Genomic DNA, 22,990 nt, shown 5'->3' on the forward strand with positions numbered 1-22,990 from the left:
CACAAGGGATCGGGCAAAACGATCATTTTTCACGGCTATGTGAGAAAAAGTACGATGGACCTGCGCACACTACCGGCGCTCAACGCGCTCAAGGCCTTCGAAGCCGCCGCCCGCCACGAAAGTTTTTCGCGCGCCGCCGACGAACTCTTCGTCACCCACGGCGCGGTCAGTCACCAGATTCGCGCGCTCGAAGCGGAACTGGGCGTGTCGCTGTTCGCGCGCGACGGCAAGCGCGTGCGTCTGACCGACACGGGGCGCCGCTACGCCGGCCAGGTGCGCGACGCGCTCGGCCAGCTTGCGCACGCCACCCAGGAAATCCGCGCGGGCGACCGCGACCGGCGTCTGGTCGTGTCGATGCTGTCGTCGTTCGCGGCGCGCTGGGTGACGCCGCGCATCGGCCGCTTTATCGAGGCCCATCCGCAGTGGGATGTGGAGCTGCAATCCACCAATTCGCTCACCGATTTCGCGCGCGACGACGTGGATGTGGCGATCCGCTTTGGCTACGGCCACTATCCGGGTCTGCACGCCGAACTTTTACTCGACGAAATCTTCTTCCCGGCCTGCTCGCCCGATTTCCGCGACGGCAAGCTGCCGGCGGACCCGCGTGAAATGACCAGGCTGCCGCTTTTGCGCTCCGACGACGAACTCTGGCGCCCGTGGTTCGACGCCGCCGGCATGCAGGACATGCCCGAGCCCAAGCGCGGCGTGCTCTATCAGGATTCGTCGAACCTGCTGCAGGCCGCGATGGACGGCCAGGGCATCGCGCTGGTGCGCCGCTCGCTGGCGATGCACGAGATCACGCGCGGGCGCCTGGTGCGCCTCTTCAAGGACATCGACGGGCCCAGCCCGTGGCGCTACTACCTCATCAGCACGCCGCAGCGTTTGCAGACCGAACGCGTGCAGGCGTTTCGCGCGTGGGTATTCGACGAAGTCGCGCGTTTCCGCCGCCTTTACGAGGACGCCTGCGAAGCCGGACCGCTGATGACAGCCGCGGCAGCCGCCTTGCGCGCCAGCGAAGGCGATACGGTCTAAAATCGCCAATGAAAAAGGGCCGCCCGAAAGCAGCCCTCTTCACACGACTCGACGGCTCGCGTCAGTCTTTACAGCACGATCTTCACCATCGGGTGACCGGTAAGCGCGCGGTAGATATCGTCCAGATGCGCCTGGCTCGTCGTGCGCACCGTCACCGTGAGGCCGGTGTAGTTGCCACCGCTCGACGGGCGCTTTTCGATGGTCTTTTCGTCGAAATTGCCGTCGAATTCGCGCAGCACCGCGATCATGGTCGATTCGAATTCCGGATGCGTCTTGCCCATCACCTTGATAGGGAAATCGCAGGGGAATTCGATCAGCGATTCTTTGGCTTCGGCGTTTGCGCCGATCACTTGTGTTGCAGTCATTTTTCCACTTCCTGTAGCGTGTTTCGCGTGGCTCGCCGGGTCTCACGCACCGCGCGCGCCTCACGCGCTTTCGCACGCTGATAAGCCTCGTAGAGCGCGGCATAAACCGGCCCCGGTTTGCCATTGCCCACCGCCGCGCCGTCGAGCGCGACCACGGGCAAAATTTCCTTGGTCGCCGAGGATACCAGCAGTTCGTCGGCGCTGCGCAGCGTCGCTTCGTCGATCTCGCGCGCCTCGAAGCGCAGGCCGCAATCCAGCGCCAGCTCCTCGATCAACCCGTAACGGATGCCTTCGAGGATCTTGTTGCTGCGTGGCGGCGCGTAGAGCGCGCCGTCCTTCACGATCCACACGTTCGACGACGACGCCTCGGTCAGCCAGCCGTCACGCAACTGGATCGTCTCGAACACGCCGTGTTCGACGGCGTTCTGCGCCATCAACACATTGCCGAGCAGCGAAGTCGCCTTGATGTCGCAATTGAGCCAGCGGCGGTCTTCGGCCGTCACGCAGGCCACGCCCGCCGCGCGCTGCGCGTCGCCGGGCATCACAAGCGGATTGACCATCACGAACACCGTCGGCGTGATGCCGGCCGGAAACGCGTGGCCGCGCTTCGCGACGCCACGCGTCACCTGCACGTAGACGTTCGCATGCGCGTCGCGCGTGAGCACGCCCGCCGCTTCGTTCGCCTCGATCACCCGCGCGATCAGCGCGCGCCAGCCCGCCTCGTCGAACGGGTTGGCAATGCCAACCTTGTCGAGCGAGCGCGCCAGCCGCGCCAGATGCTGGGCGATGCGAAACGGCACGCGCACCGGCTCCCGCGCGTCGCACTCATCGCCCTCATCCCCCGCTTCGAGCACATAGACGGGCACCACTTCATAGATGCCGTCGCCGAAGATAAAACCGCGGTCGAGCACCGGCACGCGCGCTTCGGAAAGCGGCGTGAGTTCGCCGTTGAGCCAGACGATGGGCTCGGCGGCTTCGTTCGTCGTCGAAGTCGGGGACATGGGCGTGGGCTAGCTCGCGCGAGTTACTTCTTCTTGTTGAACATGAGCATCAGCGAATCCCACACGCGGCCCACGATGCCGGCCTGCGGCACCGCGTCGAGGGCGACCAGCGGGAATTGCGCGAGCACCTTGCCGTCCGCGCCGACGAACTTCGCCGTGCCGACCTGCTGGCCGTTCGCGAGCGGCGCGATCAGCGGGCTGGTGATCTCGATCTGCGGCTTGGCCTTGTCGGCCGCGCCCTTGGGCAGCGTCACGAACTGATCCTTCTTGACGCCGACCTTCACGCTGTCCGCCGCACCCTTGTAGACGCGCGGCGTGGCGACGGCCTGGTTCGCGCCGTAGATGCGCGTGGTGTCGTAGGCGCTATAGCCGTAGTTGAGCATCTTCAGGCTGTCCTGCACCCGGTCGTGCTCTTTCTGCTCGCCCATCATCACCGAGACCAGACGGCGATCGCCGCCGCCCGCCATCGGACGCTTGGCCGATGCGATCAGGCAGTAGCCCGCAGCTTGCGTGTGGCCGGTCTTCAGACCGTCGACCGTCGGGTCGATCCACAGCAGGCGGTTGCGGTTCGGCTGCTTGATGTTGTTGTACTTGAACTCCTTCACCGAGAAGATGCTGTAGTACTCGGGATAGTCGCGGATCAGGCGCGCGGAGAGCGTGGCGAGGTCGCCGGCCGTGGTGTAGTGATTCGGGTCGGGCATCCCGTTCACGTCGGCGAAGTGCGTGTGCGACATGCCGAGCTTCTGCGCTTCGGCGTTCATCATGTTGACGAAGTTCGACTCGCTGCCGCCGACCAGTTCGGCCAGCGCGATGGCCGCGTCGTTGCCCGACTGGATGATCATGCCGTAGACCAGATCGTGCACGGACACCGGCTTGTTCGCCTCGATGAACATGCGCGATTCGTCGGTCTTCACGCGGCGCACAGCTTCGCTCGGCGTGACGATCTGCTCCATCGAAATCTTCTTGGTCTGCAGCGCCTCGAACGTGAGGTACGCGGTCATCAGCTTGGTGAGCGATGCCGGTTCGACGCGTTCGTCGGCGTTGCCCGAAGCAAGCACCTGATTGGCGGTCGCATCGACCAGCACCCACGAGCGGGCATTCACTGCGGGCGGGGGCACCTGCGCGAAGGCCGATGCGCTCGCGAGCAGCGTAGCGCCGAGCGTGAGGGTACGAACGATGGAGGGAGAAACGAAGGAGGACTGCTGGCCGTTGGAGAGAAAACGCATAGGTTCAGGTCGGACGGGATTGGGGTCAGGACGAACGGTGCGCGCCATGCGGCGCACAGTCGGGTGAGCCGGATTGCGGCGCCTCGCTCACGCGCCAGGACTCAAGTCCAGACGGGCGCGGCTGCCGCAAAAAGAGCGCTCATTATACGCGCCACGTAGAGGCGATTTTTGTTGAAGCCACTCGTTTAAGCGTACCTGTCGTGCATTTTTCACGCGTCGCGAATTGTGCGCTCGTGTTTTTCGGTGTGCTTCTCAAGTTTTCTCAAGAATGGCTGACGATCGCGTTCGCGCAGCAAACGCGCGCCTTGCAGCAGGCGCGCGCGGCGGCAATGACGCTCGCTTAAGACTCAGCGCCAGGCGTCGACGATGATGCGTTTGAGAACGTGCAGCTTGCGATGCAGGAAGTGTTCTGCCCCCGGAATTACGACGATCGGCAATTCCTGCTCGCGCGCCCATTCGTACACCGAGAGAATCGGCACGGTGTCGTCGAGTTCGCCGTGAATCACGAGCGTGTCCTCGCGCACGGGCGCGACTTCCCAGCGGCTCGTCGCCGTGCCGACGAACACCATGCGCTCGATTGCGCCGCCCGCTTCCTGATAGCGCTTCGCGACGTGCGAGAGCACGAAGGTGCCGAACGAAAAGCCCGCGAGCACCAGCGGCACATCGCCCTGACCTGGCTGCGCGCGCATGTGCTTGAGCAGTTCGAGCAGATCGTCCTGCTCGCCGATGCCGTTGTCGTGCGTGCCGTCCGTCGTACCCACGCCGCGAAAATTCGAGCGATAGACCACGTAGCCCAGTTGCACAAGCGTGCGCGCGAGCGTCTGCGCGACCTTGTTGTCCATCGTGCCGCCAAAGAGCGGATGCGGATGTGCGACCAGCGCGATGCCGCGCACGGGCGTGCCCGCGTCCGGCCGGTCGAGCGCGCATTCGATCTTGCCGACCGGGCCGTCGATATGAAACTTCTCGGTTTGTGCGTTCATCGTTCTGCGGTTTTTTTACGTTGTACGGGCACCCGGACTGAAATCAGACTTCCTGGCGATCGATCATCAAACGCTCGACCACCTGGCCGTTCTGCAGATGCGAAACGACGATTTCGTCGATGTCGCTTTCGTCGATGTAGGTGTACCAGGTGCCTTCGGGATAGACCACCATGACGGGGCCTTCCTCGCAGCGGTCGAGGCAGCCCGCCTTGTTGATGCGCACCTGGCCCGGGCCCGCGAGGCCCAGTTGCTTGACGCGCTTTTTCGCGTACTCCTGCATCGCCTGGGCGTTGCAGCTCGCGCAGCTCGGACGCTCGGCGCCGGGATCGCGCTGGTTCAGGCAGAAGAAAACGTGGTGCTTGTAGAAGGAATCGGTCATGGCGTGGGGTACCGGTGGGGACGGGGGAAGCCGAAGCGGCGCGGCCTGCGCGATACGGCGGCTGCCTGCCGTGTATGGGGGATGCGGTCGATTATAGCGAGCGCAGCGCGATCGTTCCCGGCCTGGCGTAGGCGTTGCCGCTCAGCGCGTTGACGTCATGGTTGCCGCGCCCGCGCGCGCCGGGCGAGCCAGGCGCGCTCCAGCGAAAACGCCGTCCAGCCGAGCGCGGCCCACGGCCAGGTCCAGGCGAGCCAGCGCGCGAGACCATTGAAATGCAGATAGCGGCCCTGGCGCCAGTCAGCCAGCACGACATCGAAATACGGATTCACGGGCAACAGGTTCACCAGCACGAGCGCGACCGCCAGCGCCGCGGTGGCCGCCGCCGCACGCGCCGTGCGCGGCAGACGCAGCGCCAGAAACGCGGCTAGCGTGCCCCACACGAGGCCCGCGAGCGCGCCCGGCGTCGCCCAGTCGAACAGCAGGCCGCTTTGCGATTGCAGGAAGGTCGCGCCCGCCTTCACCACCACCGTGATTGCGAGCAGCAGCACGATGAGCCGCGCACGCGGCGCGCGCTCGCGCATCGGCAGCGAGGCGAAGGCCGCCGCGCCGAACAGGTTCAGCGTCGTCACGAGCGCTTCCCAGTCGCTCTCGGGCAGGCGCGCGACCAGCGCATCGGGCAAGGTGCGCAGATGCCAGGCGGCGGGCGTCCACGCAAGCACGGCGTCCTGCATCGACGCGTCGAAGCGCTGCCAGAGCGCGCGCGGCCAGTCGCCCATGCCGAAGAGGCGCGGCGCGGGAAACATGGTCGCGAACGGCCAGAGCGCGGCCAGTACCATCAGCGCCCCGGCGTCGCGCTCGAACCAGCGAAAGCGCAGCCGCCGCAGGAAGCCGCGCTCCAGCAGCGCGCCGGTGAACGGCGCCGCGAGCGCCGCGCCCAGCAGCGCCCCGAGCGCATTGGTGGCGAGATCGAGATTGGACGCCACGCGCGTGGGCAGATACGTCTGCACCGCCTCCATGACGCTGGAGAGCAGCGTACCGCCGAGCGTCGCCAGCGCCACCGCCAGCAGCCCGCGGCAGCGCGGCCACACGGCGAGCACCGCCAGCGCACCGAACGGCATATAGCCGAGCACGTTGGTGACGACGTCGAAAACGGTCCAGTAGCGCGGAAACGGATCGCCGAGATACGCAAAGGGACTCAAGCCAAGCGAGCGCCAGCCCGAAAACGGATACCAGGAGCCGTAGACGATCAGCGCCGCGTACAGCGCGAAGGACTGGCGCGAGAGCGTGGAGCCGTGGCGCGGCAGCGCCTCGGGCGCGCGGGCTTCGCGCTCGCCGCTGGGGGAAACATCGGGGGAGGGATTGGACGTGCTGTCGCCGCTCATTTCACTACTCTTGCCGCCACCCGCCACGTGCGGCGAGTGCGGCGCACCTCAAGGCGTGCCGGCCAGCGCCTGCCCGCTTAACCACGTGCCGATCTGGCCCGCGAAATCGTCGCTCGCCGCGCGCAGCGCAGCAGCACCGCCCGCCGCGTCGGGCGAGCTGGCCGGGGCGCGTGCGATGAACGAGCGCTGCGCAATGACCTTGCCGCCCTGCATCAGCGTGGCGCGCGCGGCCAGCACGCCGGAACTGGACGTCGCGCTGTCGAACACCTGTTCGAACTCATTCAACTCGACTTTGAGCATGGGTGCGGGCACGGCGTCGGCGCCGGAGAGCACCGTCGCACGCGAAGCCAGCGAGGAGCGCAGACGCTGCGTGAGCAGGCGCGCGGGCGACATGGCCCAGCGGCTGTTGGCGTAGCGGCTTTCGCGCTGGGCGTCGCCGCTGATGCGGTAGAGGATGCCGTCGTTATCGAGCGGCGGCGGCGCGCTCACCTCGAGGACCTTGAGCGGCGGTAACGCAGGCGAGGCAGATGCAGCAGGCGCGGCCTGCGCTTCGAGCGGCCCCAAGTCGTAGCGGACATCCGTGAACGCGGCCTGGTTGCCCGCGCACCCCGCGACCAGCGTGCCGAGCGTGCTGGCAACGAGCGCGGCCAGCAAGGCGCGGCCAAGGCTCAAAAGCGGACGTGACGAAGTGGCTTGGCGTGACATGACAGATTCCTTCTGTGTGCTGCGATTGCTGCGGATTGGCTATTTTCCAGCCGCGCCTGCGGGCCACGAGAAGCCCGGCTCGCCGGGCCCCGGCGCGGGCAGCGGCGCGCCGCCGAACAGCAGGCTACGCGGGCTGGTCGTGAAGGTGCCCGCCGCGCGGTCCACCGAACGCATTGCAGAGCGCACGTCGTCGGTCAGCGAATCGACGCGCGGCAGCGTGTCGTAGCCCACCCGCGCGGAAAGCTGCGCGATCGACTCGTTCATCGACGCGAGCGCCTGCCCGGCCTGCTGAGCCGCCGTGCCGGCCTTGTTCAGATTCACCTGGAACGGGCCGTCAGGCTTGTTCACCATCGTGACGAGCTGGTTGGTCGATTGCAGCGTCTTCTGCAGATCGGCGACTGCGCCTGGCAGACGCTGGGTGGTCGGCTGCAGTTGCTGCGCGAGCACATTCACGCTGCTCGCGGCCTGCTGCAAGGTCGCGACGGTCGCCATCACCTGCTTGCGGTTGTCCTCGCTGAGCATCGCGTCCACGTCGCTGGCGATGTTGTCGAGCTTGCGCAGCAGCGCGTCGCCGCGCCGCTGGAGCTGGTCGAGCAGACCGGGGCGCAGCGGGATCTCGGCGACGCTCTTCTCCGACGACGGCAGCGGCGACAGATCGAGATTGTTGTCGTCGAGCTGCACGAAGGCGATGCCCGTCACGCCCTGCAGCGCCAGCGTGCCGAAAGTCGAGCGCGTCATCGGCGCTTTCTGGTCGATCAGTACGCGAATGCGGATCTGCCCCGGATGATTCGCGTCGAACTGGATCGACTGCACCTTGCCCACGTCGATGCCGCGATAGCGCACGGCCGCATCCGGATACAGCCCGGTCACGCTGCTGTGCGAGATCAGGTCGTAAGGCACGCGCACCCGATGATCGGCGCTAAAGAAGAAGACCGCCAGCGCGATCGCAGCCAGCAGGCCGATCGTGAAAAGACCGGCCCAGAACGCATGCGGTTTGTTTTCCATCGTCAGATTTCCTCGTTGACGGCTATTTCGATGGCCGCGGCCCGCTTTATCGTTCCCATCATGTTCAACATGGCTTCACGCCCACCGACGCCGGCGCGAGTGCCGCGGGCGGCAGCTTCGCGCGGCGCTCGGGCGGCAGCGCCTGCAGGGCGCGCCGTCCGCGCATGCCCAGAAAGTATTCGCGGATAAACGGATCGTCCACGCCGGCCGCCTCCTCCACGGGCGCGGCCACCAGCACCTTGCGCTCGGCCAGCACGGCCACGCGCGTGGACAGCGCGACCATCGCGTCCAGATCGTGCGTGACCAACACGACGGTCAGGCCAAGCGCCCGGTGCAGCGTGCTGATCAGTTCCACCACTTCGTCCGACGAGCGCGGATCGAGCCCGGCGGTCGGTTCGTCGAGAAACAGCAGTTCCGGCTCCAGCACGATCGCGCGCGCGAGACCCACGCGCTTGACCATGCCGCCCGAGAGCGCCGCCGGCATCTTCGAGGCGTGCTTGCACGGCAGGCCCACCATTTCCAGCTTGAGCATGACGATCTCGCGCAGCAGGTCGCCAGGCACCTTGCCCAGCTCCCGCACCGGCTGCGCGATGTTGTCGAACACCGACAGCGACGAGAACAGCGCGCCATGCTGGAACAGCATGCCGGTGCGCGTGCGCATGAGGCGCGCGCGCTCCGGCTCGATCGTGGCGATGTCCTCGCCGAACATCTTGATGGTGCCGGAGGTGGGCCGCTCCAGGCCGAGGATCTGGCGTATCAAGGTGGTCTTGCCCGAGCCCGATCCCCCGACGATGGTGACGATTTCGCCGCGCCGGATGTCCAGATTCAGATGCTGATGGACGATGTTGCGGCCATAGCGTTTGGTGAGATTGCGCACCTCGATGATCGGCTCGCCGATGGCCGGCAGCGGCAGGTCTTCGACGGCTTCCTTCAGCGGCGTGCTCATGGCGCCGGTCGTGTTGATCGTGCTTATCGCGCCTGCGGTGCCCAAGGTACTCATGACAGCCCCACGTTCTGGAACAGGATCGCGAACACGGCGTCGGCGAGGATCACGATGGTGATCGAGGTCACGACCGAAGTGGTCGTGCCTTCGCCGAGACTCTGCGAATTCGCCTTGATCCGAAAGCCGAAGTGACAGCCGACGATGCCCACCAGCATGCCGAACGCCACACCCTTGCCAAGACCGATCCAGAGATTCGCGATCGGCACCACGCTCGGCAGCGAGCGGATGAACCACGACATATCAATCCCAAGCACGGCCTTGGCCGCGAGCGCCCCGCCCAGCAACGCAATGATGTCGGTCCAGATCACGAGGAGCGGCATCGCCACGCCAAGCGCGATCACGCGCGGCAGGATCAGCCGCAGCCCGTGCGAAATGCCCATCACGCGCATGGCGTCGAGTTCTTCGGTCACGCGCATCACGCCAATCTGCGCCGTGATCGCCGATCCCGAGCGACCGGCCACGAGGATCGCCGCCAGCACCGGGCCGAGTTCGCGGATCACCGCAAGGCCCAGGATATTGACGATGAACTGGTTCGCGCCAAAAAGGCGCAATTGTTGCGCCGAGAGATACGACAGCACGATGCCGATCAGGAACGCCACCATCGCCGTGATCGGCAAGGCACGCGCCCCTGCGTTATAGACGTTCGCCGATATTTCCACCCACGGCGTCGCCCTGGGCTTGCGCAAGATGAAGAGCAGATCGAGCACCACGCGCCCGAGCATCGACAGGCCGCCGTACAGGTGGTCCCAGAACGCGAAAAGGCCCAGACCCAGCTGCGTGACGGGGTCGACGCGCACGACGCGCTCGACCGGCTCGCGCACCGAGTCGAGCAAGGCGATGCGCTCGAAGATATCGCGCTGGGTGTCCGAAAGCGCGACCAGATCGGCGGGCAGCTTGTGGCCCCAGAAGCGCCACAGCGCCTGACCGCCCACGTGGTCCATGCGCTCGACCTTCGACAGATCCCACTGGCCGATGCGCTCGCCGGCGAGCGCGCGAAGCCGCCGCACCGCGCCGCCCTGATCGCGGTCGCGCGCGAGTGCAAGCGCGGTCCACTGGCCGGACAGGCGCACGATTTTTCCCTGGTTGCCGGCCGCGATGTCGAGGCCGGGCGGCGTTTCATGAGTCAAGGCGGGGCGCTCGGGCGGGGAGGGATGATCAGTCATTGTAGCGAACGCGCCCTGTTTCGTCGGTACAGAAGCGCACCCGGGTCGCATGCATGCTTTTGTCCACCCAGGCCTGTGGGCAATTATGTGGATAAGCTGTTGGCAGGCTGTGGGTTGGATGTGGATCGATTATCCAGCAAGCAAGTGGGATTCTGCGCCGTACCCCGATCGCCGCCTGTGGATGATTCTGTGGATTTCCTGTTGGCGGCTTGTGGATCGGCTGTGAATTGCATAAAAAATAAGCAGATTTCGCCCGCCCGACAGGTCGCCTCGCGGCCTGCCTCGATCACGTCGACTGGGTTGCCGACTGGGTGCCGGCTGCATCCGTCAGAGCGCCAGCGAGCCACTACAATACGCACCATGAACGCTACCCCCACCTCCCCCGCCAACCCCGAGACTCCGCGCCCCGACGACTGGCGTATCGACCGCGACCGCGCGGTGACACTGTTCGGCCCGGCGGCCAACGACTGGCCCATCGAAATCGTCGAGGAAACCGGCTCGACCAACGCCGACCTGATGGCGCGCCTCAAGGCGCTGCCGCATCGCGCCAACGCGCTCGCGCGGCCGATCGTGCGGGTCGCCTACCTGCAAACGGCTGGCCGTGGACGACGCGGCCGCAGCTGGGTCGCGCAGCCCGGCGACGCGCTGCTGTTCTCGCTCGCCTGCGTGCTGCCGCGCCCGCTCGAAGGGCTTGCGGGTTTGAGCCTCGCGATCGGTTCGGCGCTGGTGGACGGCCTGCGCACGCTGCCCGTGGCCGCGCCCGGCCAGATCGCGCTGAAGTGGCCGAACGACGTGCTGCTCGAAGGCGACAAACTGGTGGGGATTCTGGTGGAAAGCGCGTGGAGCACGCCGGACGCTTCAGCGGTGGTGATCGGCATCGGCACGAATGTGCGCGGCGCGGACGCCCTCGCGAAGAAAGTGGAGGCGCTCAACGCCGACGCCGCCGCGCAGCAGGCCGCGCCGGTGCCTGGCACGACGCCCACCGCGCTCTCGCGCGCCTGGCCCGGCGCCAATCTCACCGACGTACTGGCCGCCGAACTCAACGCACTCGAAGGCGCGCTTGAGCGCTTCGGCGCCAACGGCTTCGCGCCGTTCCAGGCGCGCTGGAACGCGTGCCACGCCTACGCTGGCCGCGAAATCGCGCTCTACGAACAGGGCGCCGAACTGATGCGTGGCGTGGCCGTGGGCGTGGACGAGCGCGGCCAGTTGCTCGTCGAAACCCCGCATGGCCGCGAAGCCGTCACGACCGGCGACGTCTCGCTGAGGCTCGCGGGCGGCGGCGCATGAGCGGCGCGCAACACTCCGGGCCGCTTCCGTTTCTCCTGATCGACGCCGGCAATAGCCGGATCAAGTGGGCGCTCGTCGCCGCCGACGGCGCGCGGCTGTTTGCGGGCGCGGCAAGTCATGACGATGCGCCGCCAGCAACGGGAACGCCCGATTTCGCCGCCTGGTCAGCACTGCCAACGCCTGGCGGGGCGTGGATTTCGAACGTGGCGGGCGCAACCGTCGCGCAGCGCATCGACGCCGCGCTCGACACGCACTGGCCTGGTCTTGCACGCACGGTGATCCGCTCGGCGCAACAGCAATGTGGCGTCACCAACGGCTACACGACGCCCGATGCGCTGGGCAGCGACCGCTGGGCCGGCATGATCGGCGCACGCGCGGCGTTTCCTGGCGAACCCCTGCTGATCGCGACCTTCGGCACGGCGACCACGCTCGAAGCGCTGCGCGCCGACGGCACTTTCGTCGGCGGCCTGATCGCGCCGGGCTGGACGCTGATGATGCGCTCGCTCGGCGAACACACCGCACAGTTGCCCGTACTCGATGCGCATAACGCGCCGGGCCTTGGCGAAACCGCGCACGGTCAGCAAGATTCGCCAGAAAGCGGGCGCGCGCCGCTTTTCGCGACCGACACGAAGCGCTCGATTGCGGCAGGCTGCGCGCTCGCGCAGGCGGGCCTCGTCGAGCGCGCCTGGGCCGATTTGCAAGATGCGTGGAAAATGCCGGTGCGGCTGGTGGTGAGCGGCGGAGCCGCCACTGAAGCGACAGCGGCACTGAAGGTGCCGCATACTCGCCACGATGCGCTGGTCCTGGCGGGCCTTGCGCTGATCGCGATGCAATCCTGAGCGTAGCTGGACACGCTCGCTCTCAATAACGATATCGACGGAGCTTCATACGATGCTGCGCGGCCTGATCGCCATTCTTGTTCTTGCCAATCTGTTCGCCCTCGGGGCGATTCGCGGACTGTTCGGGCCGCTGCCCGCATCGGGCACGCTCGATCACAAACAACTGGGCCGGCAGATCCATCCGGACGGCCTGATCGTGCGGGCCATCAAGCCGTCCGAATCGGTGGACGTGCCCATCGTGGGCGGCCCGGTCGCGGACCCGGCCATCCAGTCGACGACGCTGACGCAGTAAGCGTCAACGATCAAACCACCTCGCGCGATCAGTCCCGCAGTTACTCCTGTTGCGCGCGCACCTTCTGCAGCAGTTTGGTGGTAGAGCGGTCATGCTCGAACGCGATGGCAAGCGCCCGTCCGCCCCAGCCACGCACCAGCGCCGACTCGGGCAGCGCGTCCATGTCGTAGTCGCCGCCCTTCACGAGGATGTCCGGACGCACGGCTTCGATCAGCTCGATCGGCGTGCGCTCGGTGAACTGCACCACCCAGTCCACGCTTTCCAGTGCGGCCAGCAGCGCCATGCGGTCGTTTTCGTTGTTGATGGGACGATCGTCGCCCTTGCCGAGCATCTTTACCGAAGCGTCGCTGTTCACGCCGACAACAAGCGTGGCGCCCAGCGCCTTGGCATCGGCAAGGTACGTGACGTGGCCGCGATGCAGGATGTCGAAGACGCCGTTGGTGAACACCACCGGACCGGGCAGCGAGGCGCGCAGTTGCGCGAGCGATTCACGGGTCGTGATCTTGCGTTCGAAGGAGGCGGGCATCGGATGAGACTCGAATAGGTGTGAATCGGATTAGCAAAACGGCCCGGGCGCTTGCGCGTGCCGGGCCGTTTTACGGTGTGCTTCGTTGGGTGTTCTGCCGCGCGCCGCGGTGGGCGCGCCTGGCGATCATGTCGGCACTCAGGCCGATGATCAGGCCGGCTGCACGCCCTGTTCGGCCTGCAGGCGCAGCACCACTTCCTTGCGGTAGCGGTTCAGTTCCTGCGCGGTGCTGAAGGTGCGCTCGAACAGGATCGACAGGTTGTGCAGGATACGCTCGACCACCTTCTTCTCCCAGCCGTCGTCGAAACGGATCTGCTCGTCGAGCCAGCGTTCGAGCCATTCCGGATCCGGCAGGCGCGACTGGATGGTGTCGCGCGGGAACAGCGACTGGTTCACGTGCAGGTTGGTCGGGTGCAGCGGCTTTTCGGTGCGGCGCGCCGAAGCCATCAGGACACCGATCTTCGCGAATGCGGCGCGTGCGACGTCGCCGGCGTTGTTGAGCGCCTTCTTCATGTAGCGCAGATAAGCGCCGCCGTGACGGGCTTCGTCGCGCGAAATGGTTTCGTAGATGGCCTTGATGACCGGTTCCGTGTGCCATTCGGCGGCGCGGCGATACCAGTGGTTCAGGCGGATCTCGCCGCAGAAGTGCAGCATCAGCGTTTCGAGCGGCGGCGCCGGGTCGAACGTGAAGCGCACGGCGTGCAGTTCTTCTTCGGTCGGCACCATTTCCGGCTTGAAGCGGCGCAGGTATTCCATCAGCACGAGCGAGTGCTTCTGTTCTTCGAAGAACCAGACGCTCATGAAGGCGGAAAAGTCGCTGTCATGATGGTTGTCGCGCAGGAACATTTCCGTGGCCGGCAGCGCCGACCATTCCGTGATCGCGTTCATCTTGATGGTCGCGGCCTGCTCGTCGGTCAGGAGCGAGCCGTCGAACTTGTCCCAGGGAATGTCCTTCTCCATGTCCCAACGGACCGATTCGAGCGATTTGTAAAGTTCCGGATAAAGCATCGTGTTCATAGTCCCGCCCCTGTTCTGCGCATGACGACTTCGTAGCGTGCTGCCCGCGGCGCGTGTCCTCACGCGGCCGGCAGGCGAAAAGCATTTAATTTTACGCGGTAACCGGCCTTCTGGACGCAATTGCACAGGCGCTAAACAGATTACTTCCTGTCGAGCAGCAATCCGCCATGCCGGAATGGAAGGCGCCGTGATGAGTTCTGGGTAGCTGAACCATGCCTGGAACCCGGCTGCCTGAAAATCCGCGGGGAGCCGCCCGCGCCGTCTGACCGCCCCGCCCGCGTGGCACGCGGCGGACCTGACGGACCGTTCAGCGAGGGTCGCCCGCACATGCCGCGACAGATTGTCGCGGCACGGCACCCTCGCCGTCCCCGCCTCTCTCGACTGCTGCTGCCGGGCCGCCGCGGCGCAAGCGCACATGCGGGCTCTCTTTGACCGGAAGCAAACGGGGAACGCCTCGGGAGTCGGTCGGCATGCGCAAAAACAACCTGACGCCCACGAGACGGTCGGATAAACCTTACACGATCATAGCACGGCGATCTTTCAGTTCCGGCGCGCCTGCGGATGGCCCAGCGCCGCGCCCGCGCGCATCCCGGAAGGCTCTTTGAGCCAAGTCAAAAGAACGTCACTTTTCGCCAGCGTGTCGCGATAACCCAGTTCGATCAGTTCCTCCGTAAAGGCGCGCTCGAATAACAGATAACTCGCAAATGCCGCGCCCGATGCGCGATTGCCGCCCACCGCGCCCAGCAGCGCGCGCACCGAAAACGGCAATTGCCCGAGATGGCGCGCCGCGATCAGCTCGATGCGCTCGCTCGGCCCGATCGCCACCACGTCGACATGCCGCCAGCCGCTTTCCGGCTCCACCGTATGCGGCAGATGCTCCACCATGCGGTTGACGTGCTCGATGCGCTCGATATCGGCGCCCAGCGCGTCCAGAAACACACTCGCGAGCACCTGCTGGCCTACTTGCGCAAGCGTCGGATAAGCGTCGATATCGCTGCGTGTCGCCACTTCGGGCGCGCTCGCGTTGGCGCCGATCACGACGATGCGCTCGGCGCCGAAGTGGATCGCCGCAGACAACGGCGCGATCTGCCGGATCGAGCCATCGCCGAAATACTCGTGGTGGCCGTCGAGTTCGAGCCGCACGGCGGGGAACACATAGGGAATCGCCGCCGAAGCCAGCAGATGCGCGGGCGTGAGTTCGACCATGCGCGCCGTGCGTTGCGCGCGGCGCCACGCGCGAATCGGCTCGCTCGCCTGATAGAACGTGAGATGGCGTCCCGACGAATAGCTCAGCGCACTCACCGCCAGCGCGTGCAGCACACGCCGGTCGAGCATCTGCTCGATGCGGTGAAAGTCGAGCGTGCTGGCCAGGAAATGCGCGAGCGGCGCATTGTCGAACAGGGTGCGCGGCGCGCGCCGCGCCGTCATGCCGAAAGTGGCCCAGCCGAATGCCAGCGCGCCGAGCCAGCGCGCGCCCGCTGCGGCAATGCCGGGCCAGTCGGTGCGATAGACCTGATCGGCGGACAGATGCGCCCAGACATCGACCAGACGCTGGGCGCCGCTGAGAAACTGATCGGCATGGCTGGCAATCGACGTGGCATTGATCGCGCCCGCCGACGTTCCGCAGATCACGGTGAAGGGCATCGCGTGCCGAGTGGGTTCGGCCTGCGCGGCGAGTTCCGCGAGTGCGCGCACCGCGCCGGCCTGGTAGGCCGCGCGTGCCCCGCCCCCCATCATCACGAGTGCCAGCCGCATGGTGCCGACCTCCCCGCTTTTCTTCGTGCGCCGCCGTCTGTGCGCGGCGCACGCCTGACGCTTACTACGGACGTGCGGGCGCTTTCTTCGCGCCGCGCGCGGCCGTCTTGCCTGCCGCCGCGCCCGCACTTGCGCCGCCACTGCTGCTGCGCTTTGCAGCCGGCTGTGCTTGCGCTGTGGATTCGCCTGCCGCTGCAGTTGCTGCTTCGGCGGCGGCCTGCGCAGCTTGGGCCGCTGCGGCGGGCTGCGCCATCGCGAACTGCGCAAGCTGGTTGAACTGCGACTGCAGCAGGTTCCACCATGCCGATGCGTCGAAACCCGCCGGCGGCGCATCCGCCGACGCATCGGCATCGCCTGCCTGAGCGCTTTCGCGCGCCGCTTGCGCTGAATGCGCCGAATGAGTCGAATGCGATGAAGCCGCTTCGTGCGCGGGCGGCGGCGTCATCTGCGCCTGCGCGAACGCGCCGAACGCGCGCAGCGTCGAAAGCGTCGCGCGCTGCACTTCGAGCGCCTGGATCGCCGACTGCAGCATATTCAGGTTGAGCTTGAGCCACTGCTCGACGGCGCGCAGATCGGTCACGCGCTTGTCGAGTTCTTCGATATTGGTGAGCGGCGTCATCATGTCGGACATCATCGACAGCGACGGCCCGAGTCCCTGCGCCGCGCCCGGCTCGCTGCCTGGGAAGGCGCTGCCGAACGGCGTGAGGCGCATCATCCCCCACATGCGGTCGAGCATCTCGGCGGGCGGAAAGCCGGGAAAGCCCGGGAACGGCGGTACGGAGCCTGCTGAATCGATCATGCCAATCTCCCTCGCAATGCAATCAGTGTTGGACTGGTGTGGCGCACACGCCTCGTTTCGATCATACCGCGCGCGATCTCACGCTTCACGCGCATTCAGACGCACGTTCAGAACGGATCGCCGCCCGGAAACTCGGGCGCACGGCGCTCGCGCAGCGACTGTACGCCTTCGCGCACGTCGGGACCCGAAAAACCCATGAATTCCAGCGCGAGCGACGTATCGAAGTTCGGTCCCGCCTGACGCAGCCAGTTATTGAGCGCGTACTTGGTCCAGCGCAGCGCCGTCTGCGAACCGCTGGCCAGACGCTTCGCTACCTCGAACGCCTTGGGCAGCAGATCGGTTTCATCGACGGCCAGCGACACGAGGCCGATGCGCTCCGCCTCCTCGCCGCTCACCGGCTCGCACAGCAGCAGGTAGTACTTCGCCTTCGCCATGCCGCACAGCAGCGGCCAGACGATCGCCGCGTGATCGCCCGCCGCCACGCCCAGACGCGTGTGCCCGTCGATGATGCGCGCGGTCTTGGTGGCAATCGAGATATCGGCGAGCAGCCCGGCGACGAGGCCCGCGCCCACGGCCGGCCCGTGCATCGCGGAAACAATCGGCTTGCTGCAGTTGATGACGTTGTAGACGAGGTCGCGCGCCTCGCGCCAGACGCGCGCGCGCACGTCGAAGTGCAGGGCCATGTCCTCGACGAGCGCAAGATCGCCGCCCGCCGAAAAGCCCTTGCCCTCGCCACGGATCACCGCCACGCGCGCGTCCGGGTCGCGGTCCACGTCACGCCAGATTTCCGCAAGTTCGCGATGCATGTTGGCGTCGGCGGTGGCGAGGTTGCTCTTGTTGGCGCCTTCGCCGCTCATCACGATCTCGACGATGCCGTGCTCGTGGCGCCGCACGCGCAGCGCGTGATAGCGGGCGTAGAAAGGATCGTTCATGGCACTGTCTCCTGTGTGCTGTCTCTGTCTTTATTCTGGGCCGATCGTAGCGTCGATGCGGCGCTTGCTGCTTATTGCATGCTTATCACACGCTTATTGCACTTCGTGCAGCGCCGCCACGGCCTGATCGATCGCGCCGAAAATCGACTGGCCCGCGGGATCGAGCATCTCGATCTTCACACTGTCGCCGAACTTCATGAATTCCGTGCGCGCCTCGCCGTGCTCGATGGTTTCGAGACAGCGCTTTTCGGCGATACAGCAGTAGCCGCGCTTCGCATCCTTGTTCGACACCGTACCCGAGCCCACGATCGCGCCTGCGCGCAAATTGCGCGTCTTCGCCGCGTGCGCGATCAACTGGCCAAAGTGAAACACCATGTCCGTGCCCGCGTCGGGCTGGCCCACCTTCTTGTTGTTCCAGTAGACCAGCATCGGCAGATGCACGCGGCCTTCGCGCCAGTGCTCACCCAGTTCATCGGGCGTGACGACGACCGGCGAGAACGACGTGGCCGGCTTGCTCTGGAAGAAGCCGAAGCCCTTGGCCAGTTCGGCGGGAATCAGATTGCGCAGCGACACGTCGTTGGCCAGCGCCACGAGGCGCACGGCCTTGAGCGCTTCATCGGCGCTCGCGCCCATCGGCACGTCGCCGGTGATGACGGCCACTTCCGCCTCGAAGTCGATGCCGAAGGCTTCCGAGCCACACACGATATCGTCGGTCGGGCCGATGAAGTCGTCGCTGCCGCCCTGGTACATGAGCGGATCGGTCCAGAACTCGGGCGGCATTTCCGCGCCGCGCGCGCGGCGCACGAGTTCGACGTGATTCACATAAGCGGAGCCGTCGGCCCACTGATAGGCGCGCGGCAGCGGCGCCATGCAATCGCGTGCGTCGAAGCTGAAGGTATTGCGCGCGCGGCCCTGATTGAGCGCGTCGTAGAGGTCGAGCAGTTGCGGCGCGTAGAAGCGCCAGTCGTCGAGCACGCGCTGCAGCGTGGGCGCGATCGCATCGGCGATGGCGGCGCTGCGCAGGTCGCGGGAAACGACGATCAGCTGGCCGTCGCGGGTGCCGTCCTTCAGCGTGGCGAGTTTCATGGATTGAGACGTGGATGACGATAGAGGAAATGTATTCTACGATGGTGAATCGACGCGACCCAAGGGAAGGATCGCGTCAGGCCAAAACTCCGCAAACATTGCAAACGCTCTTTATGCCGCCGTCCACCCGCTCTGCTTCGTCGTCCCGTTCCGCTGATGCTGCCGTCGAGGAAAGCATCGAACCCGACGACGTCAGCGAAAATCCGCACGAAACAACGAACGATGGCGGCGAAGAAAAGCTGCGTTCAGGCATCCAGTCGATCGAAGTGGGCTTTCGCCTGCTCGAAGTGCTGACCAACGAGCCGCGCGCCATGATGCTGCGCGACCTCGCGCAGCGCGCGGGCATGAGCCCTGCGAAAGCGCATCGCTATCTCGTGAGCTTTCTGCGTCTGGGCGTGGTGTCGCAGGACCCCGTGTCGGGCCGTTACGAACTGGGCGGCTTCGCGCTGCAACTGGGTCTGGCCCGCCTCGCCCGCGTGGACGGCGTGAAACTCGCGCGCATTGCGCTGGCCGAACTGCGCGACGCGCTCGACATCACCGTCGGCATCGCCGTGTGGGGCAACCAGGGGCCGACCGTGGTGCACTGGATGGAATCGAGCCATCCGGCCAAGGCATCGCTCAAGCTCGGCGACGTCATGCCGATGCTCAGCTCCGCAACGGGCCTGCTGTTCGCCGCCTGGCTGCCGCGCAGCAAGACCGCGCCGATGATCGAGCGCGAACTGGGCAGCGCGCAGCATTACTCGTGGGGCACGACGCCGCGCAGTATCGAGGCCCTCGAAGCCACGCTCGCCGAAGTGCGCGAGCATGGCGCGGCCCGCGTGGAAGGCATGTTGCTGCCAACCATCCACGCGTTCTGCACGCCTGTGTTCGATGCGAGCGGCGAACTTGCGCTTGGGCTGATCGCGCTGGGCCACGAGGGCGCGTTCGACAGCGGCTGGAATGGCGCCGTCGATACGGCCTTGCGCGAATGCGCACGCAAGCTCTCATACGAATTGGGGTACAGCCCCGTGGAACGCTGAACCGCGCGCTTTCTGCAGCGGCGATGGTCGGCGTGTCACAGTAGCGTTTAAATCGTCTCAACAGGGCTCCGACTGAACCCGATGTCCACCTCCGCCGCCGACCAGAACGCCGCCACTTCTTCCCGCCGCTCGCATGCGTGGCGCTGGGGGGCGGTGTTTGTGCTGGTGACGGTGCTGCACTGGTTCGCGGCACAGTGGTTCGAGCGCCACCACACCACGCAGCCGGTGACGCCCGCGCATGTACCCGTGCAGGTGCGCCTGCTCAAAACCGAACGCATCGAGCAGCAGGCCAAGCCCGCTGCACCTGCCGCGAAACCCTCGGCCAAACCCGCCGCGCCCACGCGCCCCAAGCGCGCCCCCAGCCCACCGCACACGCTGCAGGCGCTGGCGCCTCCCGAAGCGCATCCGAAGGTCGAGGCCGCGCCCGCAGAGGCGGCATCGAGCCCCGCCGCGTCTGATGCTGTCGCATCGTCGGCAAGCGCATCGAGCGCAACCGCCCAGGCGGCGGCGCCCGGCAACGGCAACACGCCCTCCGCGCAGGCGGCGCAAGCCTCGCACGGCGTCAAGTTCCAGGTTCCACCGTCTGGCGAACTCCAATACGACACCTTCTTTAACGGCGCGCGCAACGCACCCGGCACGATCCACTGGAAGAGCGACGGCCAGCACTACGAAATGGAAGTGTCGATTCCGCTGCCCTTTGTCGGCCCGTTCGTCTGGACGAGCCGCGGACATGTCGATGCCTTCGGACTCGCGCCCGATCAGTACATCGAAAAGCGCGGCCACCGGCCCGCGGATTTCACAGTCTTCAATCGCACGCAGAAGCAGATCATCTTCACGCGCACGCCGAATTCGCTGGCGCTGCCCGATGGCGCGCAGGATCGCTTCAGCATGGTGATGCAGCTCGCGAGCCTCGTGCGCGGCGACCCGGACACCTACAAACCCGGCGTCACGCGCGAGTTCTACGTCGCCGACAACGACAGCGGCGAGACCTGGCCGATCACCACCATCGGCGACGAAACCGTGAGCACGGATCACGGCTACGTGAGCGCGCGTCACTTCATGCGCCTGCCGCGCCACGACGGCGACAAGCGCCGCATCGACGTGTGGCTCGCGCCTGCGCTCGGCTGGCTGCCGGTGCGTCTCGTGCAGACGGAACCGAACGGCACCGAAGTCGAACTGCTGTGGCACGGCGCGCTGAGCGTGCCGAAGGCGTCGGCTGCCGCAAATGCGCCCGCTTCATCAGCACCGCCAACGAACGACGCGGCCAGCAGCGCTACGCCGGCTCCATCCGCTCCCAGCGCGCCCACCACCACTGCGCCTGCCGATCAATCGTCTGAACCAGACGCGTCTGCGGCAGCGGTTGATCCATCCCCACCTGCTGCCGAAACCGCACCCGCACCGCCCGCCGACGCTCCCATGCACCCCTAAGCGTGCTCCCGCACACAGGCGTGCAACGAATCCGCATACGGGCCACAAAACCGGCCTTTCTGACCGCACGTTCGCGCGAAATAGCGCATACTGGAAATCATCGAAGCGCCCAGCATCCGAACTGCATCGATTGCACGCGCGGCCCGAGACGAGCACAAGAAAGAACAGAGGAAAGCGTTCGCAAGGAGGCTCGATCCGCGCATCGCACCGGCGCACCCGGTCACGCGAATAAGCCGCTTTGTGCCTTCCAGGCGCGCGGCTTGCGACAACCGCACGACGTCCACGCAGTACCTCGCAACCAGCCTGACTCCCGACCGCAAAGGCCAAGGAGGAACGCATGCAAGCGACTGTCAATGGCATCGATACGCGCTACGTCTTCGAAGACCGCAGCGGCGGCCCCGCACTGACCTTCATTCATCAGCTCGGCGGCGACCTCTCCGTATGGGACACGCTCGCAGGGCATTTCCGTCATCGGTTCCGCGTCCTGCGCTATGACGTGCGCGGCCACGGCGCCAGCGCCGTGTCGAATACCGCGTTCGGCTTCAAGGAACTTTCCGCCGATCTCACCGCCCTGCTCGATGCGAAAGACATCGAGAAAACGCATCTGGTCGGCATGTCGATGGGCGGCATGATCGCGCAGCAGTTCGCGCTCGATCATGCGGGCAAATCCGGCTCGCGCACTCTGTCGCTCACGCTTTGCGACACGGCGAGCCGCACCGCGCCCGAAGCACAGGAAAGCTGGAACGAACGCGCCGCGCTCGTGCGCCGCGAGGGCCTGCACTCACTCGCCGACGTGACGATGGCGCGCTGGTTCACGCCGGACTTCCGTCGCACGAATCGCGATACCGTTGCGCGCATCTGCGACGTTTTATTACGGACACCTGCAGAAGGCTACGCACGCGCCTGCGAAGCCCTGCGCGACTTCGACGTTCACGAACGACTCGCGCAATTGCGCGTGCCCACGCTCGCCGTCGCGGGACGCCACGATAGCGGCACGCCGCCCGCGCTCACCGAAGCGCTCGCGCAGGCGATTCCCGACGCGCGCTTCGAAACCCTCGACGCGGCGCATCTGGCCCCGGTAGAAGAATCGCATGGCTTCGCGGCCTTGCTTGAAACGTTTTTACGCCAGCAGGTCCAGGAGTTGCATCCCGCATCCGGACCGGGGCGACGTTCGTAGTTTCATCCGTAGTTCAATTCAGAGTTGCTGGAAGCACGCAGAACCGTCGTACCGAAGCAGGCAGCAAAGACGGGAACGTAGAGGGAGAGCAGTCCGAAAAAGAGGTGATGCGGGACCCACCCCTTGAATTCCAGATCGATCGCTCCATGTATCGACAGAAGCAGTGAGGGAGCACAGGAAAAAGGAGTGTCGCCATGCAGATGATCTACAACAGTCCGAACTATTGCGTTGTCGAGTTTCCCCCGCAGGACGGTCACGTCGCCATGCGCTCTGGCGGCTATGAAATCGTCGACAAGAACGCGCGCCGCGAGTTGTTTATCGACGGCGTGATGGCGGCACGTTTTCGCGAAGACGTGCAGAAGCTGATGGACGAGGATCAGTCGCTCGACGAGGTGGACGAATTCCTCGGACAGTTCGACAGCCTCATGCAGCAACCGGTAGTGCTTCACTGAAACGTGGCGGCCTGCGCAGCATGACGGCTCCCACGCTCATGCAGTAAAACCGCGCCGTCGGCACCATGACGGCGCCGCTGAAGGAAGTCCCTTCAGAAGACCCCGTAAGGCCACGCGCCTCGCGGGGTTTTCTTTTCGTG

At 66.1% G+C, this 22,990-nt stretch carries 24 protein-coding genes; 8 read left to right on the forward strand and 16 right to left on the reverse strand.

Annotated features, from left to right (window positions below; translation table 11 throughout):
• The first annotated feature begins 54 nt into the window (after window positions 1-54).
• Window positions 55-1,032, forward strand: coding sequence for a transcriptional regulator GcvA (locus tag VG320_RS15640; RefSeq protein WP_327200995.1), 978 nt, complete (start codon window positions 55-57; stop codon window positions 1,030-1,032).
• Between the two features lie 68 nt (window positions 1,033-1,100).
• Here VG320_RS15640 and VG320_RS15645 read toward each other — a convergent pair whose 3' ends face one another.
• The 10 genes from VG320_RS15645 to VG320_RS15690 all read right to left on the reverse strand — a co-directional run bounded on the left by VG320_RS15645 (window position 1,101) and on the right by VG320_RS15690 (window position 10,205).
• On the reverse strand, window positions 1,101-1,397 hold the full coding sequence (locus tag VG320_RS15645; RefSeq protein WP_327200996.1) for a DUF493 family protein: 297 nt from the start codon (window positions 1,395-1,397) through the stop codon (window positions 1,101-1,103).
• On the reverse strand, window positions 1,394-2,398 hold the full coding sequence (locus VG320_RS15650) for a D-amino acid aminotransferase (RefSeq protein ID WP_327200997.1): 1,005 nt from the start codon (window positions 2,396-2,398) through the stop codon (window positions 1,394-1,396). The genes VG320_RS15645 and VG320_RS15650 overlap by 4 nt, the downstream gene beginning before the upstream one ends.
• Before the next feature lie 23 nt (window positions 2,399-2,421).
• On the reverse strand, window positions 2,422-3,624 hold the full coding sequence (locus VG320_RS15655; RefSeq protein ID WP_327200998.1) for a D-alanyl-D-alanine carboxypeptidase family protein: 1,203 nt from the start codon (window positions 3,622-3,624) through the stop codon (window positions 2,422-2,424).
• 347 nt (window positions 3,625-3,971) lie between these two features.
• Window positions 3,972-4,604, reverse strand: a complete 633-nt coding sequence (locus tag VG320_RS15660) for an alpha/beta hydrolase (protein WP_327200999.1) — start codon at window positions 4,602-4,604, stop codon at window positions 3,972-3,974.
• A 43-nt stretch (window positions 4,605-4,647) separates the two neighbouring features.
• A complete protein-coding gene (locus tag VG320_RS15665) occupies window positions 4,648-4,983 on the reverse strand; it encodes a (2Fe-2S) ferredoxin domain-containing protein (protein ID WP_327201001.1) in 336 nt (111 codons plus the stop codon).
• 155 nt (window positions 4,984-5,138) lie between these two features.
• Window positions 5,139-6,365 carry a VanZ family protein gene (locus VG320_RS15670; protein WP_327201002.1) on the reverse strand — a complete coding sequence of 409 codons (1,227 nt, stop codon included), beginning with the start codon at window positions 6,363-6,365 and terminating at the stop codon, window positions 5,139-5,141.
• A 48-nt stretch (window positions 6,366-6,413) separates the two neighbouring features.
• On the reverse strand, window positions 6,414-7,070 hold the full coding sequence (locus VG320_RS15675; RefSeq protein ID WP_327201003.1) for an ABC-type transport auxiliary lipoprotein family protein: 657 nt from the start codon (window positions 7,068-7,070) through the stop codon (window positions 6,414-6,416).
• A 39-nt stretch (window positions 7,071-7,109) separates the two neighbouring features.
• A complete protein-coding gene (locus VG320_RS15680; RefSeq protein ID WP_327201004.1) occupies window positions 7,110-8,075 on the reverse strand; it encodes an MlaD family protein in 966 nt (321 codons plus the stop codon).
• A gap of 64 nt (window positions 8,076-8,139) precedes the next feature.
• Window positions 8,140-9,075 (reverse strand): ABC transporter ATP-binding protein, encoded by a 936-nt coding sequence (locus VG320_RS15685; protein WP_414696053.1) that lies wholly within the window; start codon window positions 9,073-9,075, stop codon window positions 8,140-8,142.
• Window positions 9,072-10,205: an ABC transporter permease gene (locus VG320_RS15690; protein ID WP_327201027.1), complete on the reverse strand. Its 1,134-nt coding sequence runs from the start codon at window positions 10,203-10,205 to the stop codon at window positions 9,072-9,074. Before VG320_RS15690 ends, VG320_RS15685 begins: the two co-directional genes overlap by 4 nt.
• 396 nt (window positions 10,206-10,601) lie before the next feature.
• On the opposite strand from VG320_RS15690, the gene VG320_RS15695 reads away from it, so the two are divergent.
• Genes VG320_RS15695 through VG320_RS15705 form a run of 3 tightly spaced genes read left to right on the forward strand, consistent with a single transcriptional unit; the run spans window position 10,602 to window position 12,659 of the window.
• Window positions 10,602-11,528, forward strand: a complete 927-nt coding sequence (locus VG320_RS15695) for a biotin--[acetyl-CoA-carboxylase] ligase (protein WP_327201006.1) — start codon at window positions 10,602-10,604, stop codon at window positions 11,526-11,528.
• On the forward strand, window positions 11,525-12,367 hold the full coding sequence (locus VG320_RS15700) for a type III pantothenate kinase (protein WP_327201007.1): 843 nt from the start codon (window positions 11,525-11,527) through the stop codon (window positions 12,365-12,367). The genes VG320_RS15695 and VG320_RS15700 overlap by 4 nt, the downstream gene beginning before the upstream one ends.
• Window positions 12,368-12,419: 52 nt before the next feature.
• Window positions 12,420-12,659: a hypothetical protein gene (locus VG320_RS15705; protein WP_327201008.1), complete on the forward strand. Its 240-nt coding sequence runs from the start codon at window positions 12,420-12,422 to the stop codon at window positions 12,657-12,659.
• Window positions 12,660-12,699: 40 nt separating this feature from the next.
• Here VG320_RS15705 and rfaE2 read toward each other — a convergent pair whose 3' ends face one another.
• From rfaE2 to VG320_RS15735, 6 genes are all read right to left on the reverse strand, one after another.
• Window positions 12,700-13,185 (reverse strand): D-glycero-beta-D-manno-heptose 1-phosphate adenylyltransferase, encoded by a 486-nt coding sequence (rfaE2, locus tag VG320_RS15710; RefSeq protein ID WP_327201009.1) that lies wholly within the window; start codon window positions 13,183-13,185, stop codon window positions 12,700-12,702.
• Window positions 13,186-13,335: 150 nt separating this feature from the next.
• Entirely contained in the window at window positions 13,336-14,202 is an 867-nt protein-coding gene (locus tag VG320_RS15715; protein ID WP_327201010.1) for a ferritin-like domain-containing protein, read from the reverse strand.
• Window positions 14,203-14,742: 540 nt separating this feature from the next.
• A complete protein-coding gene (locus VG320_RS15720; RefSeq protein WP_327201011.1) occupies window positions 14,743-15,957 on the reverse strand; it encodes a patatin-like phospholipase family protein in 1,215 nt (404 codons plus the stop codon).
• A 64-nt stretch (window positions 15,958-16,021) separates the two neighbouring features.
• Window positions 16,022-16,756 carry a PhaM family polyhydroxyalkanoate granule multifunctional regulatory protein gene (locus tag VG320_RS15725; protein WP_327201012.1) on the reverse strand — a complete coding sequence of 245 codons (735 nt, stop codon included), beginning with the start codon at window positions 16,754-16,756 and terminating at the stop codon, window positions 16,022-16,024.
• A 107-nt stretch (window positions 16,757-16,863) separates the two neighbouring features.
• Entirely contained in the window at window positions 16,864-17,688 is an 825-nt protein-coding gene (locus VG320_RS15730) for an enoyl-CoA hydratase/isomerase family protein (RefSeq protein WP_327201013.1), read from the reverse strand.
• Between the two features lie 93 nt (window positions 17,689-17,781).
• Complete coding sequence (locus tag VG320_RS15735; RefSeq protein ID WP_327201014.1) at window positions 17,782-18,774, reverse strand: fumarylacetoacetate hydrolase family protein; 993 nt, start codon at window positions 18,772-18,774, stop codon at window positions 17,782-17,784.
• Between the two features lie 14 nt (window positions 18,775-18,788).
• Between VG320_RS15735 and VG320_RS15740 the strand changes: the two genes are divergently transcribed.
• From VG320_RS15740 to VG320_RS15755, 4 genes are all read left to right on the forward strand, one after another.
• Window positions 18,789-19,793 (forward strand): IclR family transcriptional regulator, encoded by a 1,005-nt coding sequence (locus tag VG320_RS15740; RefSeq protein ID WP_327201015.1) that lies wholly within the window; start codon window positions 18,789-18,791, stop codon window positions 19,791-19,793.
• 81 nt (window positions 19,794-19,874) lie between these two features.
• Window positions 19,875-21,221 (forward strand): DUF3108 domain-containing protein, encoded by a 1,347-nt coding sequence (locus VG320_RS15745; protein WP_327201016.1) that lies wholly within the window; start codon window positions 19,875-19,877, stop codon window positions 21,219-21,221.
• A gap of 337 nt (window positions 21,222-21,558) precedes the next feature.
• On the forward strand, window positions 21,559-22,398 hold the full coding sequence (gene pcaD, locus VG320_RS15750; RefSeq protein WP_327201017.1) for a 3-oxoadipate enol-lactonase: 840 nt from the start codon (window positions 21,559-21,561) through the stop codon (window positions 22,396-22,398).
• 194 nt (window positions 22,399-22,592) lie between these two features.
• On the forward strand, window positions 22,593-22,850 hold the full coding sequence (locus VG320_RS15755; RefSeq protein ID WP_027815766.1) for a BTH_I0359 family protein: 258 nt from the start codon (window positions 22,593-22,595) through the stop codon (window positions 22,848-22,850).
• Window positions 22,851-22,990: the final 140 nt, after the last annotated feature.

Origin of the sequence: Paraburkholderia sp., from assembly GCF_035948235.1 — a bacterium.
Lineage (GTDB): Bacteria > Pseudomonadota > Gammaproteobacteria > Burkholderiales > Burkholderiaceae > Paraburkholderia.

What these genes read in the sequence shown, in the direction of transcription:
- VG320_RS15640 (WP_327200995.1), top strand. Translation starts at nt 55, where the DNA reads ATGGACCTGCGCACACTACCGGCGCTCAACGCGCTCAAGGCCTTCGAA.
- VG320_RS15645 (WP_327200996.1), bottom strand. Translation starts at nt 1,397, where the DNA reads ATGACTGCAACACAAGTGATCGGCGCAAACGCCGAAGCCAAAGAATCG.
- VG320_RS15650 (WP_327200997.1), bottom strand. Translation starts at nt 2,398, where the DNA reads ATGTCCCCGACTTCGACGACGAACGAAGCCGCCGAGCCCATCGTCTGG.
- VG320_RS15655 (WP_327200998.1), bottom strand. Translation starts at nt 3,624, where the DNA reads ATGCGTTTTCTCTCCAACGGCCAGCAGTCCTCCTTCGTTTCTCCCTCC.
- VG320_RS15660 (WP_327200999.1), bottom strand. Translation starts at nt 4,604, where the DNA reads ATGAACGCACAAACCGAGAAGTTTCATATCGACGGCCCGGTCGGCAAG.
- VG320_RS15665 (WP_327201001.1), bottom strand. Translation starts at nt 4,983, where the DNA reads ATGACCGATTCCTTCTACAAGCACCACGTTTTCTTCTGCCTGAACCAG.
- VG320_RS15670 (WP_327201002.1), bottom strand. Translation starts at nt 6,365, where the DNA reads ATGAGCGGCGACAGCACGTCCAATCCCTCCCCCGATGTTTCCCCCAGC.
- VG320_RS15675 (WP_327201003.1), bottom strand. Translation starts at nt 7,070, where the DNA reads ATGTCACGCCAAGCCACTTCGTCACGTCCGCTTTTGAGCCTTGGCCGC.
- VG320_RS15680 (WP_327201004.1), bottom strand. Translation starts at nt 8,075, where the DNA reads ATGGAAAACAAACCGCATGCGTTCTGGGCCGGTCTTTTCACGATCGGC.
- VG320_RS15685 (WP_414696053.1), bottom strand. Translation starts at nt 9,075, where the DNA reads ATGAGTACCTTGGGCACCGCAGGCGCGATAAGCACGATCAACACGACC.
- VG320_RS15695 (WP_327201006.1), top strand. Translation starts at nt 10,602, where the DNA reads ATGAACGCTACCCCCACCTCCCCCGCCAACCCCGAGACTCCGCGCCCC.
- VG320_RS15700 (WP_327201007.1), top strand. Translation starts at nt 11,525, where the DNA reads ATGAGCGGCGCGCAACACTCCGGGCCGCTTCCGTTTCTCCTGATCGAC.
- VG320_RS15705 (WP_327201008.1), top strand. Translation starts at nt 12,420, where the DNA reads ATGCTGCGCGGCCTGATCGCCATTCTTGTTCTTGCCAATCTGTTCGCC.
- rfaE2 (WP_327201009.1), bottom strand. Translation starts at nt 13,185, where the DNA reads ATGCCCGCCTCCTTCGAACGCAAGATCACGACCCGTGAATCGCTCGCG.
- VG320_RS15715 (WP_327201010.1), bottom strand. Translation starts at nt 14,202, where the DNA reads ATGAACACGATGCTTTATCCGGAACTTTACAAATCGCTCGAATCGGTC.
- VG320_RS15720 (WP_327201011.1), bottom strand. Translation starts at nt 15,957, where the DNA reads ATGCGGCTGGCACTCGTGATGATGGGGGGCGGGGCACGCGCGGCCTAC.
- VG320_RS15725 (WP_327201012.1), bottom strand. Translation starts at nt 16,756, where the DNA reads ATGATCGATTCAGCAGGCTCCGTACCGCCGTTCCCGGGCTTTCCCGGC.
- VG320_RS15730 (WP_327201013.1), bottom strand. Translation starts at nt 17,688, where the DNA reads ATGAACGATCCTTTCTACGCCCGCTATCACGCGCTGCGCGTGCGGCGC.
- VG320_RS15735 (WP_327201014.1), bottom strand. Translation starts at nt 18,774, where the DNA reads ATGAAACTCGCCACGCTGAAGGACGGCACCCGCGACGGCCAGCTGATC.
- VG320_RS15740 (WP_327201015.1), top strand. Translation starts at nt 18,789, where the DNA reads ATGACGATAGAGGAAATGTATTCTACGATGGTGAATCGACGCGACCCA.
- VG320_RS15745 (WP_327201016.1), top strand. Translation starts at nt 19,875, where the DNA reads ATGTCCACCTCCGCCGCCGACCAGAACGCCGCCACTTCTTCCCGCCGC.
- pcaD (WP_327201017.1), top strand. Translation starts at nt 21,559, where the DNA reads ATGCAAGCGACTGTCAATGGCATCGATACGCGCTACGTCTTCGAAGAC.
- VG320_RS15755 (WP_027815766.1), top strand. Translation starts at nt 22,593, where the DNA reads ATGCAGATGATCTACAACAGTCCGAACTATTGCGTTGTCGAGTTTCCC.